The sequence below is a fragment of the Anaerococcus urinomassiliensis genome (assembly GCF_900128425.1).
GTDB lineage: Bacteria > Bacillota > Clostridia > Tissierellales > Peptoniphilaceae > Anaerococcus > Anaerococcus urinomassiliensis.
In genome coordinates, this window is record NZ_LT635782.1 from 663,046 (window position 1) to 677,397 (window position 14,352).

Sequence of the window (14,352 nt, forward strand, 5' to 3'; positions counted from 1 at the left end):
AATATAAAAAAACAAACCGGAACTTGAAATAAAGGTCCGGTTTTTTATATTTCTTTATATCTATCTTCTATATTAAGATTTGAATCGACAGTAATGGTTTTAAAATCTTCATAATATACCATGCCAGGAGCAGCTCCTTTGGCTTTGTTGACATTTTTCTTTTCAGTATAATCTATATCTATTTTATTATCATTTGAGATTGATGAGTTTATAGCGGCAAGATATGAAGCAATTTCTATATCTTCTTGATTTATATTATCTGATCTTAATATTACATGGCTACCAGGAACATCTTTTACGTGGAACCAAAGATCATTTTTATTTGCTAGTTTCAGTGTAATGTAATCATTTTGTTTAGAATTTTTTCCTACATAGATATCTGATCCATTGTTAGTCTTATAATGGTATGGTTTGGATTTTGTATTTTTGATTTTTTTCTTATTAGACTTTTTTATCAAAGCATTTTCTATCATTTCTTCTTTAAGATCATTTATATCTTCAATACTCTTAGTTCTTGATATAAAGTATTTTAGCTGTCGTAGATACTCTAAATGACTTATTTGCTTAGGTAAATCCTTTTTGGCATATTCAACTGAATTTTTAATCTTTTTAGCTCTGTTATAGAAGCTTTCAGCATTTTCCCAAGGAGTTTTGAGCGGATCTATTTTGATTGCGACTTCTTTATTAGCATCGTAGAAATCTGATACGACTATTTCCTTATCACCTTTTTTAATTCTATGAACATTTGCAGATAATAGATCTCCATTTTTTCTTAAATCAGCGAGTTTTCCTTCATTTAATATATTAGTATTTAGTATGTCGATTTTCTTTTCAGTTTGTTTTATATGAGAATCGACTTTTCTAATATAGTCTGTTTTGAGTTGATTTAACCTATCGTTGGTTTTGTTATATTCATAAAAATGCTCTATGGCTTCACTCATCAGATCATATTGGATTTCTTGGTAGGCAAGATGGCTTAATTTTATTGTATGAAATTCTTTGACTTTTCCGTCTTCTTCGTAAGAGTAGGATTCTAGATTATCATTTATAATTCTATCTTTTAAGTCATATAATAAGTCGTTTAGTCTATCTTTCTCATCCTCACTTACTAAAGCCCATTTAATTTTTGGGTCTATACCAGTCCTATAGATTAATTCTTCTCCTATAATAGGGGAGAATCCCTGATAATTTTGATAGAAGATCTTATAGGGAACTGCAGTATCTGCTAGTCTTTGATCTAAAGTTTTAATATCATAATCTTCTAAACTAATATCGTGTTTGCTATCTTCTATGAATTCATATTTCAAACCTGGCAATAATTGTCTGACCTGGCTCATAGAAAGATTAACTCTTTTTATTGAATCAATTATCCTATAGTCATCGTCCGTTAGAATAATATTTGAGTGTTTGCCCATAATTTCAACAATTAATTTTTTGGATGTATCAAAACCCATTTCATCAATTGAACTAATAGAGAAGATAACTACTCTGTCCAAGCCTTTTTGTTTGATATCAACAATCTTACCTTGGTTTATATGTTTTCTAAGTACCATTGTAAAATTCGGTGGTACGTCTGGGTTTTCATATTTCTTATTTGTTAAATGGATTCTAGCTTCATTGTTATTTGCACTAAGCAACAATTTATAAGCCTTACCCATTGAATAAACATTAAATACTATGTCATTTTTAGAAGGTTGGGTTATTTTCTGAATCTTACCTCCTAAAAGTTTTTCTTTTAGTTCATTTACTATTTTTCTAGTAACTATTCCGTCATAACTCATTTCTTCACCTCCTTGTTATTATACTTTATTTTCTAACTTGTAATAAGAAAGGCTAAAAGTAAAATAATTATAATAAGGAGGCGTAATGAAGAAAGGTTTTTTACTAGTAGTATCTGGTCCTTCAGGAGTTGGAAAAGGTACTGTCCTTCACGATCTTATGAATACACAAAAGAATCTTGTTTATTCAGTTTCAGCAACGACAAGAAATAAGAGAGATGGAGAGATTGAAGGAGTAAGTTATTTTTATAAGACTCATGAAGAATTTAAGCAAATGATTGATGAAGATGAATTTCTTGAATATGCCGAGGTACATAATAATTATTACGGAACTCCAAAAGAATTCGTAGATAGAAAAATCAATGAAGGCAAAATCGTAGTTCTTGAAATAGATGTCCAAGGGGCAGTAAATGTCAAGAAAAACACTGATAATGCTGTTTTCATTTTTTTAGCTCCGCCGAGCCTATCAGAACTGAAAAATAGAATAGTAGGTCGAGGTACAGAAACGGAACAAGATATCAATGTTAGAATGAAAAATGCTAGAAAAGAGTTAGAGTATATCAAGTACTATGATTACCTTGTAATAAATGACCACATTAATTCAGCAATTAACTCAGTAAATGAGATAATTAATGCTGAAAAGCATAAAGTATTTAGAGAAGAAGATTTTGATATAAAGGAGATTTTAGATGAATAATCCGTCTTTTAAGAAGCTATCAGAAATAAGCCCAAGTAGATACGACATCTGTATGATGGTATCAAAAAGGGCAAGAAGAATTGTTAGTGGTTCTGCTCCACTAACTAAAAAACTTGAGGCAAAACCTGTAACACAAGCCCTAAACGAAGTAGTTGAAGGTAAAGTTTGTAAGAAATGATTAAAGGGAAAAATATTTTACTTGGAGTTACTGGAGGCATAGCTTGCTATAAAGATCTTGAGCTGTGTTCAAGACTAATAAAAAAAGGTGCCAACATAAAGGTGATTATGACTCCTAGTGCGACAGAATTTGTAAGACCCTTAGCTTTTGAAACCATGGCTAGGTCAGAAGTTTACTCAGATATGTGGGAAGGTCACCATGATATAGTTCATCATATTGACCTACCAAAATGGGCTGATCTTATGCTTATAGCACCAGCTTCAGCTTCAACTATTGGTAAAATGGCAAATGGAATTTCAGATAATTTCCTAACAGCCGCTTATTTGGCTTGTGCTAAGGATGTTATAATAGCTCCATCTATGAACACCCAAATGTTACACAATCCTGCTACTCAAAAAAATATTGATACTTTAAAATCATATGGCGTTAAGATCATAGCTCCAGAATCAGGAATCCTTGCTTGTGATACAATCGGTGATGGTAGAATGGAAGAACCTGAACAAATTGTAGAATACTTGGAAGACTACTTTACAAAGAAAGATTTACTTGGCAAAAATATTATAGTTACTGCAGGACCAACCATAGAGCCTATAGATTTTGTAAGATATATTACCAATCATTCGTCAGGAAAAATGGGCTACAATATAGCAAACGAGGCTAAAAAAAGAGGAGCTAATGTAACACTTATATCTGGACCTGTTAAACCTTTTGATATAAGTGGCGTTAATCGTATCGAAATAAAAACTAATGATCAGTTAAAAGAAGCTATAGAAAAAAAATTCGATGATGCAGATGCGCTAATAATGGCTGCAGCGCCTGTAGATTATAGGGCAAGTGAAGTTAGTGATAAAAAGATCAAAAAATCAGGATCCAATTTAGATATAGAATTTATCGAAAATACTGATATTCTTAAACATTTTGGATTAGTGAAAACAAATCAAACAATTATTGGATTTGCCGCTGAAACTGATGATTTGATCGATAATGCAAATAAAAAACTAATTTCCAAAAATGCTGATTATATTATCGCTAATGATTTGAAAAAAGAAGGTGCAGGTTTTAACACCGATACCAATATCGCAAGTATTATTTCAAAAGAAAATGTCATAAATCTTGATATAATGACAAAGGTTGAATTAGCAAATAAAATATTAGATTTAGTAAGGTGAGATTATTTACGCTAAAGTTATAATCGATAGTAAGAGTAGATTTTTAAATAGACCCTTTACCTATCGTATTCCAGAAAAATTTAATAAAAAAATTGACATAGCAATGAGAGTTTTAGTTCCCTTTGGTAAGGGAAATAAAACTAGCGTTGCTTTTGTTTATGAAATTTTAGAAGATGTAAATCTAGATTTTGAGACTAAAGATATATTAGAAATTATTGACCAAAAACCTCTTATATCAAAAGAGCTTATTGATTTGGCTTTCTTTATGTCCCAAAAATATATGTCACCCATACAAGCTTCTTTAAGTCAGGTGATGCCACCAACTGAAATAAAGAATATTATGACCTTTTATCAATCAAATGGTGAGGATATTGGTGAATTTACAGAATTTTTAAAAAAACCAAGAACTATGGAAGATATAATAGAGGAATTTGGAGATGCAAAAGATGATATTATATCTTTACTTGATGATGAGAAGATTCTAGTTTCTTATGATATTAAAAAAACTCAAAAGATATCATATGATCAGTATGCTAAGCTAGTAGACAATTCAAATGCAAAAGTCAGTGGTAATGCAATTAAGCAAAAAGAAATAGTAAAATATTTGAAAGAAAATGGACCATCCAGCGTTAAAGAAATATTAATGCAAACTAAGTCTAGTAAATCTAGTATAAATTCATTAGTAGAAAAAAATATTGTCGAATATTATTATATAGAGTCAAAAAAAGAACTTACTAAAAATTATAAAAAATATGATAAATTCAATCTAAATGAAGAACAAGAAAGAGCTTATAACGATATAATTGCTAACCCATCGTCTGACTTTTTGTTGTATGGGGTTACAGGATCTGGTAAGACAGAAATTTTTCTACAAGTTGTAGAGAAAGTGATAAAAGATGGAAAGGAAGCTATTATTTTGGTTCCAGAAATATCGCTTACTCCCCAAACTATTGAAAGATTTAAAGGTAGATTTGATGAAAAAATTGCGATTATACACTCTAGATTAACCCCTAAGGAAAGATTTAACCAATGGAGAATGATTAATAATGGAGAGGTTAAAATAGCAATTGGGGCAAGATCTGCAATATTTGCGCCTTTTAAAAATCTAGGTGTAATAATAATCGATGAAGAACATGATCAATCCTACATATCATCTAAAGACCCCAAATATCACACAGATGAGATAGCAAGGTTTAGGTCTTCATACAATAACTGTAATCTTATATTAGCAACGGCAACACCGTCCATAAAAACAATGAATAAGGTGAGCGAAGGCACATACAAGCTTATACACCTAAAAAACAGAGTTAACAAGAAGCCACCGACAATAGAAATAGTAGATTTAAAAGAAGAATTAAAAAAGTCAAATTACTCAATTATTAGCATGAGGCTTAGAGAAGAGATTGAGAAAAACTTAAAAAACAGAGAACAAACCATCTTATTCTTAAATAAAATAGGACACGATTCTTTTACGTTTTGTAGATCATGTGGTTATGTTGTAAAATGTGAAGCCTGTGATGTGGCTATGACTTATCATAAAAGGGTTGATAAGTTAGTTTGTCACTATTGCGGACGAACTGCAAATCAACCTAAGGTTTGTCCTGTGTGTCATTCCAAAAAGATTAAAGAATTTGGTGCAGGAACAGAAAAGCTAGAGGAGGAAGTAAGAGAGTTATTTCCACAAGCAAGAGTTCTTAGGATGGATAGTATGGTTGCAAATCAGAAGAATTCTTATGATAAGATGTATACAGCTATGAAAAATAATCAGATTGATATACTGCTTGGAACTCAGATGATAGCAAAAGGGTTGGACTTTAAAAATGTTACGTTAGTTGGCATAATATCTGCAGACTTGTCTTTAAATGTTGGGGATTTTAAGGCTCAAGAAAATACCTTTCAACTATTAACTCAGGTTGCTGGAAGGGCAGGTAGAGACAAAAAGGACGGAAGAGTCATAATTCAAACATACAGGCCAGATAACTTTGTAATACAAGCAGTAAGAAATAATGATTATGAAAGTTTTTATAAAAATGAGATTATTGAAAGAGAAGCTTTTTCATATCCACCTTTCAAAAATATAATTACCGTAAAAATAATAAACATTTCTAGAACTATGTGTGCTAATATTTCTAAAGAATTTGTTGAATGCTTAAAAAAGAAATTATTTTCTAAGGAATCTATTGAAGTAATAGGACCTAACCCTTGTAAAATTTCAAGAATTAATAATAAACATAGGTATAATATCATTATAAAAGCTTTTGATGGTGATCTTAAAATTACTATTGATACAATTAATCAGTTAAGAAATACATTTATAAAAAAATATAAGGATACTAGTTTTATCCCAGCCCTAAACCCTAGCATTATTAATTAAGGAGTGTATATGTTTGATTTTTTTAGAAGAAAAAAGGATAAAGAGAAGACTGAGGAGATAAAAAAAGAAAGTGAAAATTTAGCTTTTGAAGATGAAATTGAAGAAAATGTTCTAGATGATGATTCCAAAATTGAGGATAAGCAAAATAATATTGGAGACAAAGATAGATTAGTCTTTGAATCGGGCTCTATATCAAATGAAGTAGAAAAAACTATAGATAATGAAGATACTAGTAAGTCAATTGATGAAGATAGTATTCGCGAATACGACAGTAAAAATCATATAGAGAATAAATTTGTAAAAATGGACGAAGAAGATTTATCAAATGATGAAGGAACTTATGCATCATCAGAAGATGAATTTAATGAAACAGATCAAAATTTAGAAAATAGTGATGACGAAGTTAAAAAAGTAGGATTTTTTGACCGTATTAGAAATGGATTAGTTAAAACTCGCGACCAATTTTCATCTCAAGTTAAAAATCTATTTACTGCAAATGTAAAGATTGACGATGAATTGTTTGAAGAATTAGAAGAAATACTTATCTCTGCTGATATAGGTATGGATACAACTCTTGCTATAGTTGATAGTCTTCGCTATGAGATAAAAGAAAGAAAGATCAAAGATTCAGACCAAATATATCCACTTCTTGAAGAAATAATGGTAAGACATTTGGATAGAGATAATCTAAACAATGATTTAAACATAAATGATAATGACCTTGCTATAATTTTAGTTATAGGAGTAAATGGTGTTGGTAAGACAACAACAATTGGTAAACTTGCTTACAATCTTAAAAACGAAGGCAAGACTGTTATGTTAGCTGCTGCCGATACTTTTAGAGCAGCTGCTATCGAACAACTTGGAGAGTGGGCAGATAGGGCGGATGTAGAAATGATAGCCCACAAGGAAGGGTCAGATCCATCAGCAGTTATATTTGACGCTATTCAATCAGCAAAAAATAAAAATGTTGATGTATTGATTTGTGACACCGCTGGTAGACTTCACAACAAGAAAAACTTGATGAAAGAGCTGGAGAAAATCAATAAAACAATTGATAGCCACGCCGGAAAAGCAACTAGGGATAACATCCTTGTTTTAGATGCCACAACTGGACAAAATGCTGTTAGCCAACTTAGAGAATTTAAAAATGTTACAGATATCACTGGACTAATATTGACTAAGCTAGATGGAACTGCAAAAGGTGGAATAATATTCCCATTACAGTATGAACTCAATGTACCAGTTAAATATATAGGTCTTGGTGAGGGTATTGATAATTTAGAGAAATTTGATTCAAAAACTTTTGTTGATGCTCTATTTTAACTATTGAAATTTTAACAAGTCTATAGTAGAATATAACAGTACTACAAAAATATACACATTCCTGGATAGGTGCTTCGTTGCCAGATAATGGTTAAGTATCTATAAGAAGGGAATGGAAGAAGAAAACGGAGGAAAATATATGGCAGTAGTTTCAATGAAAAAATTACTAGAAGCTGGTGTACACTTTGGACACCAAACTAGAAGATGGAATCCAAAAATGTCTAGATTCATCTTCACAGAAAGAAATGGAATCTATATAGTAGATTTACAAAAGACATCTACTCAACTTGACGAAGCATATGCAATGATTAGAGATATTGTTGCTGATGGTGGAAATGTCTTATTTGTAGGAACAAAAAAACAAGCACAAGATTCTATCGAACAAGAAGCAAAAAGATCTGGTCAATTTTACGTATCTAACAGATGGTTAGGTGGTATGTTAACCAACTTTAAAACTATTAGAAAAAGCATTGACAAACTAAAAAGATATGAACAAATGGAAGAAGATGGAACATTTGATCTTCTACCAAAAAAAGAAGTACTACAATACCAAAAAGAAATGGATAAACTAGAAAAGAACCTTGGTGGTATCAAAGAAATGACAAAACTACCAGATGTTCTATTTGTAGTTGACCCAGGTGAAGAATCAATAGCTGTTCATGAAGCAAGAATTCTTGGTATCCCAGTTGTAGCAATTGTTGATACAAACTGTGACCCAGATGAAGTTGATCTAGCTATCCCTGGTAACGATGATGCAATCCGTGCTGTAAAACTTATCACATCAGTAATGGCAGATGCAGTTATCGAAGCAAACCAAGGAAGTGAATTTGCTCCAAAAGAAGAAGATTTTGAAGACCAAGAAGATGATGATTTAACAGAAGAAAATTCTGATGAAGATTTAGAAGTTGTTGACGAAGACGAAGAAGAAAACGAAGAAAATTAAGGAGTATAAGATGGCTATAAGTGCAAGCTTAGTAAAAGAATTAAGAGAAATGACTGGCGCTGGAATGATGGACTGCAAAAAAGCTCTACAAGAGACAGATGGTGATATCGACGCAGCAGTTAAACTATTAAAGGAAAAAGGACAAGCTACACTTGATAAAAAAGCTGGACGTATTGCAGCTGAAGGTGTTATTGGTTCATACATTCACAACAATAAAATTGGTGTTATTGTAGAAATTAACACAGAAACTGATTTCTCTGCTAATACTGATACTGTAAAGGACTTTGCTCGTGACATAGCAATGCACATTGCAGCATCAAATCCACTTTATATTTCTGAGGAAGATGCTGATGAAAAAGATATAGCTGAACAAAGAGAAATCCTTACAAACCAAGCAATCAACGAAGCAAATGAAAATATGCCAGAAGATAAAAAGAAAATGATTGCTGAGAAAAAGGTTGAAGGAAGACTTAAAAAATACTTCTCAGAAGTTTGCCTATTAGACCAAGCTTATATTAAAAATCCTGACCAAACAGTTGAACAATATCTAAGGGATACAGCTAGCAAGGTTGGTGAAAACATTAAAATTAGAAGATTCGCTAGATTTGAAGTAGGCGAAGGTCTTGAAAAGAAAGAAGAAGATTTTGCAGCTGAAGTAGCTTCACAAATGAACGCATAATAATTTAAAATTACTAAAGTGTCACCTATATTTATTATAGGTGACACTTTTTAAATAAAAGCTAAAGTTATATAAATACGGAGTATATATGTTTAAAAATTTTAAATGGTTTCTAAAGTACTCGAAGAAAAATTATATTATAGGATCTATATCTCTCATTGTTACAGATATAATATCTCTATTTTTACCTTATTTGACAGGTAAGCTAATAGATATGGTTTATCTTGGAACTCTTACAATGGACACATTCACTAAGATGGTGGTAATAGCTTTTATAATGATTATTTTAAAATATATAACAGCTATGGCTTGGTCTTACAATATCTTTAAATCATCATCATTAATGGAATATGTTACAAGAGATAAACTAATGAGTAAGTTTTTGAAACAATCTCAAAGATTTTTTGAGTTAAATTCAACTGGATCTCTAATGAGTAAATCTACCCAAGATGTAGGCCAAGTTGCAATGTTTGCTGGTTTTGGAATATTAGCTTTTTTTGATGCTTTAGTTTTCCCTATATTTATTTTGATTATGATGGTAACAACGATTGATTTTAAATTGACTATTTTTTCAATTTTACCTATGCTTATATTTTTGATTACTTATTCTAAGCTCGTAGGAAAATGGTATATAAGATCAAAAGCAGTTAATGAAAGCTTTGATGACTTAACAAATAGGGTGCTAGAGGATGTCGAGGGCATAAGAATTATTAGGGTTTTTAATATTGGCGAAACTAGATACAATAATTTTAAAAAGTCTGCAAGAAAACTAGCTGATAAGAGTATTGACTTAGCTAAGCTTCAATCATGGATGGAGCCATCAGAAAGGCTTACAGTATCTTTAGCTTATATGATTTCTATTGGCTATGGAGCGGTTTTGATTTCTAGAGGTGATATAAGCGTAGGCCAAGTAGTATCTTTTACTTATTACCTAAACATGCTTATCTGGCCAATGTTTGCCTTTGGTGAGTTTATGAATCTAAATCAACAAGCAAATGCTGCAATGGATAGGATAATGGCCGTATTAAATTACAAGGAAGAAATATATAATTCTGATAGTTTGGAAAAGGTAGATAATAATCCATCTATTAGTTTTGTAGATTATAACTTTACTTATCCATCAAATAATGAGAAAGCCCTAGAAGATATAAATTTAATGATTAAACAGGGAAGTTCTTTAGGGATTATAGGTAAAACTGGATCTGGAAAAACAACTTTGATTAGGCAACTACTTGATACATATAAGGTTGATAAAGAATCTATTATTATTTCAGATGACAGATTTAGTGAGATCTCATCAAAATCTTTCAAGGATAAAATAGGATATGTTCCACAAGAACATATGATATTTTCTGATACGTTGAAAAATAATATAAGATTTTCTAAGCTAAATGCTAGTGACAAAGAAATAGATGAAGCAATATCTATTGCAGACTTTACAAAAGATATAAAAGAGTTTTCTGATGGTCTTGATACATTAACTGGCGAAAAAGGCGTTTCCTTATCTGGTGGACAAAAACAAAGACTTGCTATAGCAAGAGCTGTTTTGAAAGATCCAGATATCTTGATACTAGATGATGCTATGAGCGCTGTAGATGCAAATACTGAACAGAATATTATTAAAAATCTGTCCACTAGTAGGAAAGGTAAAACTACAATAATCATTGCCCACAGAATAAGTCAGGTACAAAACTGTGATAATATAATTATTATAGAAGATGGTAAAATAGTCGATTCTGGAAATCACGATGATTTGATGAATAGAGAGACTTGGTACAAAGAACAATATATAAAACAGATAAGTGGAGGTAATAATGGCTAATGCAGATAAACAAGTAAGAAATTTACTTAAAAATTATGCCTTAAATGAAAAAGCGTCCTTTATCAAAGGATTTGTTCTTTCACTTTTAAATACTATATTGCAATTACTCTCGCCACTAATTATAGGATACATTATAAATAATCTTTTGAAAGAAGGTATTACTAGCGCTGATTTTGCAAATATAATAAAATATTTGATGCTTTATTTATTAGTTAATATGCTTGCTAGTTTCTTTTTAAATAGAGCTTTCATTACTTTTCAAATTGCATCAAATGATATAGCTTATAAAATGCAAAATGATGTGTACAATAAGGTAAATTCTTTTCCTATTGCTTATTTTGATAACCTGCCAGCGGGGAAAATATCATCAAGGATCACAAATGATACTAATAAAGTAAAGATGCTTTTTAAGTTAATAATAACAGATATTACAACCTCTATGATCCTTGCTGTTGGATTAGGCATTACTATATTTATCACTAACCCTATTGCAGGCTTAATGCTAATACCATTAGCTCCTATCATATATATAATCTATAAGTCTTACACTTCTTACACGAGAAAATATACAGGAGAAATTAGGAAAAATACTTCTGAGATTAACGCTCAAATTAATGAGTATATTCAAAATATGGAAGTTATCCAAGTTTTTAATAAAGAAAATTATATAAAAGAAAAATTTGATAAGACTAATAATCGTATATTTTCTTTATCTAAGGAGCTTGCAAAAATAAGGTCCTACTCAGGTTACAGGGCCATGGATATTGTTTCCTACTTGGCATCATTAATAATATTGATATATTTTGGTTTAGGTCAAATCACTGATTATTATTCAGTAAGCATTGGTAGTTTATATGTGATTTTTGAATACACTTCAAGATTGTTTAATGAAATAAGATTCATAATAATGAGAGTTGGTGAAGTCAACGAATCAATGGCAAGTGCAAGCCATATTTTTGAAATATTAAAGCTAGAAAGTCAGGAAGAATTATTTGACACAATTGATGATATAAATCAAGAAATTATTTTTTATGATGTAAGATTTTCTTATACTGAAGGCGAAGAAGTGATAAAAGGTATATCATTTCATGTTAATCCAGGAGAATCGGTAGCTTTTGTTGGACAAACTGGTTCTGGAAAATCTACTTTAATAAATCTATTATTAAATTTCTACTCTCCCCAATCTGGCAAAATCACTATAGGGGATAAGGATATATCAAAAGTTAATAGAGATGATTTAAGGCGTGAAATGGCTGTAGTCCTACAAGATGCCTTCCTATTTAAAGGGGATATTGGCGAAAATATATCTTTAGGATATGACTATAGTGATAAAGAAATTAAAGAAGCTCTCAGAGCCGTAGGTGGGGATAGGTTGATTATAAAAGGCATACACACAGAAGTTATGGAAGGTGGATCAAACTTATCTCAAGGGGAGAAACAACTGATAAGTTTTGCCAGAGCATATATCAGAAATCCTAAGATATTAATTCTAGATGAAGCTACTAGTAATATAGATACTGAAACAGAATCTATAATTCAGCAGGGTATTAATAAACTAAAAGAGAATAGAACAACTTTTATAATAGCTCATAGACTTTCTACAATTAAAGAAGTAGATAATATTATAGTACTATCTCACGGGAAGATCGTAGAAATGGGAGATCATAACAAACTTATGAGATCTACTGGTTATTATAAAGAAATGTATAACAAACAAATGAAAGAAGATTATAGTCTCTAATTTTGTTATAGGATATTTCTTTTGCTAATAAAAATCATTTTATGGTATAATTATAAAGGAATGTAAATTCCGAGTAAAATTTTACAGGAGGTGATAATAAATGGATAATCCAGTTGTTATAATCATTACTGTCGCCTTCGTATTGTTAGCTTTTATTTTAGGCTTCATATATCATAAAGTAACTAGTGAAAAAAAGATAGGTGCAGCTGACGCATTAAGTCGCCAGATCATCGAAGATGCTAATAAACAAGCGGAAACTTTAAGACGCGAAACTCTTAAAGAAGCAAAAGATGAAATATCTAAAATCAAATTAGAAAATGATAGGAAGTTAAACAAGCGTTCTGATGAACTAGATAAAAAAGAATCACGTTTGTTTAAAAAAGAAGAAAGTCTTGACAATAGAGCTTTATTGATTGACAAAAAGGCTGATCAGATCTCTAGCGATCAGAAGAGGTTAAAACAAAAAGAAGACAGCATTGATAAACTGATTGAACAACAACAGTTAGAATTGCAAAATATCGCAGGTCTCACAAACAACGAAGCTAAAGAAATTATACTAGAAAATGTCAAAAACGAAACTATTCACGAAACTGCCAAACTAATCAAAGAAAGTGAAGAACGCATAAAATCTGAAAGCAAAAAAATTGCAACAGAAATACTTGCTACTACTATACAAAGATACGCAGCCGAACAAGTTGCTGAAAATACAGTATCTGTAGTTTCTCTTCCAAATGATGAGATGAAAGGTAGAATTATAGGACGTGAAGGTAGAAATATCAGAGCCTTTGAACAATTATCGGGAGTTGATCTAATTATAGATGATACACCTGAAGCGGTTGTTATTTCATCCTTTGAACCTGTTAGACGTGAAATTGCAAAGGTAGCACTAGAAAGATTGATCCAAGATGGCCGTATAAATCCATCTAGAATTGAAGAAACTCTTCAAAAAGCGGAAGAAGAAGTTGAGCAAAGAATCATAGAAGATGGTGAAGAAGCTGCTGATGCTGCTGGAGTTCATAACCTACATCCACAACTCATTAGAATGGTTGGAAAGATGAAGTTTAGAACCAGCTATGGTCAAAATGTTATGAAGCACTCGGTTGAAGTGGCAAATCTTGCAGGAATGCTTGCTGAAGAAATTGGTGCAGATGCACAAACAGCAAGACGTGGCGGACTTCTACATGACATAGGTAAATCTATAGATCAAGAAGTAGCAGGAACCCATATAGAACTAGGTGTAGATGCAGCAACTAGATACGGTGAAAACAAGTATGTTGTAAATGCTATCCAATCACACCATGGTGAAGTTGAGCCAAATTGTGTAGAATCTATATTAGTCCAAACCGCAGATACAATATCTGCCGCAAGGCCAGGTGCTAGGCGAGAAAGCTTAGAAAATTACATTAGAAGATTAGAGTCTCTTGAAGAGATAGCTAATTCATATCAAGGAATAGAAAAATCATTTGCTTTGCAAGCTGGTAGAGAACTTAGAATTATGGTTAAACCAGAAAAAATAACAGATGATGAAATGATTGTAGTTGCTAGAGAGATTGCAAAAAGAATTGAAGATGAATTAGAATATCCAGGAGAAATAAAAGTAAATGTTCTTAGAGAATCAAATGCGATAGAATATGCAAGATAATTA

11 protein-coding genes are annotated in these 14,352 nt (G+C 31.3%); 10 read left to right on the forward strand and 1 reads right to left on the reverse strand.

All coding sequences use genetic code 11. The annotated features are described in order from the left end of the window. Positions 1–44: 44 nt before the first annotated feature. Positions 45–1,781, reverse strand: a complete 1,737-nt coding sequence (locus BQ7474_RS04175; protein WP_073997732.1) for an Rqc2 family fibronectin-binding protein — start codon at positions 1,779–1,781, stop codon at positions 45–47. 85 nt (positions 1,782–1,866) lie between these two features. On the opposite strand from BQ7474_RS04175, the gene gmk reads away from it, so the two are divergent. The 10 genes from gmk to rny all read left to right on the forward strand — a co-directional run bounded on the left by gmk (position 1,867) and on the right by rny (position 14,349). Continuing rightward, the gene (gmk, locus tag BQ7474_RS04180) at positions 1,867–2,475 is read left to right on the forward strand and encodes a guanylate kinase (RefSeq protein ID WP_073997733.1); all 609 of its coding nucleotides are present in this window, start codon (positions 1,867–1,869) and stop codon (positions 2,473–2,475) included. Beyond that, positions 2,468–2,653, forward strand: coding sequence for a DNA-directed RNA polymerase subunit omega (gene rpoZ / locus BQ7474_RS04185; protein WP_073997734.1), 186 nt, complete (start codon positions 2,468–2,470; stop codon positions 2,651–2,653). The genes gmk and rpoZ overlap by 8 nt, the downstream gene beginning before the upstream one ends. Continuing rightward, positions 2,650–3,822 carry a bifunctional phosphopantothenoylcysteine decarboxylase/phosphopantothenate--cysteine ligase CoaBC gene (coaBC, locus tag BQ7474_RS04190; RefSeq protein WP_073997735.1) on the forward strand — a complete coding sequence of 391 codons (1,173 nt, stop codon included), beginning with the start codon at positions 2,650–2,652 and terminating at the stop codon, positions 3,820–3,822. The genes rpoZ and coaBC overlap by 4 nt, the downstream gene beginning before the upstream one ends. Before the next feature lie 19 nt (positions 3,823–3,841). Further along, positions 3,842–6,196, forward strand: a complete 2,355-nt coding sequence (gene priA / locus BQ7474_RS04195; RefSeq protein ID WP_328585407.1) for a primosomal protein N' — start codon at positions 3,842–3,844, stop codon at positions 6,194–6,196. A gap of 9 nt (positions 6,197–6,205) precedes the next feature. Then, a complete protein-coding gene (gene ftsY / locus BQ7474_RS04200) occupies positions 6,206–7,522 on the forward strand; it encodes a signal recognition particle-docking protein FtsY (protein ID WP_073997737.1) in 1,317 nt (438 codons plus the stop codon). Between the two features lie 139 nt (positions 7,523–7,661). Continuing rightward, positions 7,662–8,465, forward strand: a complete 804-nt coding sequence (gene rpsB / locus BQ7474_RS04205) for a 30S ribosomal protein S2 (RefSeq protein WP_073998791.1) — start codon at positions 7,662–7,664, stop codon at positions 8,463–8,465. A 10-nt stretch (positions 8,466–8,475) separates the two neighbouring features. Beyond that, positions 8,476–9,144 (forward strand): translation elongation factor Ts, encoded by a 669-nt coding sequence (tsf, locus tag BQ7474_RS04210; RefSeq protein WP_073997738.1) that lies wholly within the window; start codon positions 8,476–8,478, stop codon positions 9,142–9,144. A gap of 88 nt (positions 9,145–9,232) precedes the next feature. Next, the gene (locus BQ7474_RS04215; RefSeq protein WP_073997739.1) at positions 9,233–10,966 is read left to right on the forward strand and encodes an ABC transporter ATP-binding protein; all 1,734 of its coding nucleotides are present in this window, start codon (positions 9,233–9,235) and stop codon (positions 10,964–10,966) included. Then, positions 10,959–12,707 (forward strand): ABC transporter ATP-binding protein, encoded by a 1,749-nt coding sequence (locus BQ7474_RS04220; protein ID WP_073997740.1) that lies wholly within the window; start codon positions 10,959–10,961, stop codon positions 12,705–12,707. Before BQ7474_RS04215 ends, BQ7474_RS04220 begins: the two co-directional genes overlap by 8 nt. Before the next feature lie 100 nt (positions 12,708–12,807). Continuing rightward, a complete protein-coding gene (gene rny, locus BQ7474_RS04225; RefSeq protein WP_073997741.1) occupies positions 12,808–14,349 on the forward strand; it encodes a ribonuclease Y in 1,542 nt (513 codons plus the stop codon). Positions 14,350–14,352: the final 3 nt, after the last annotated feature.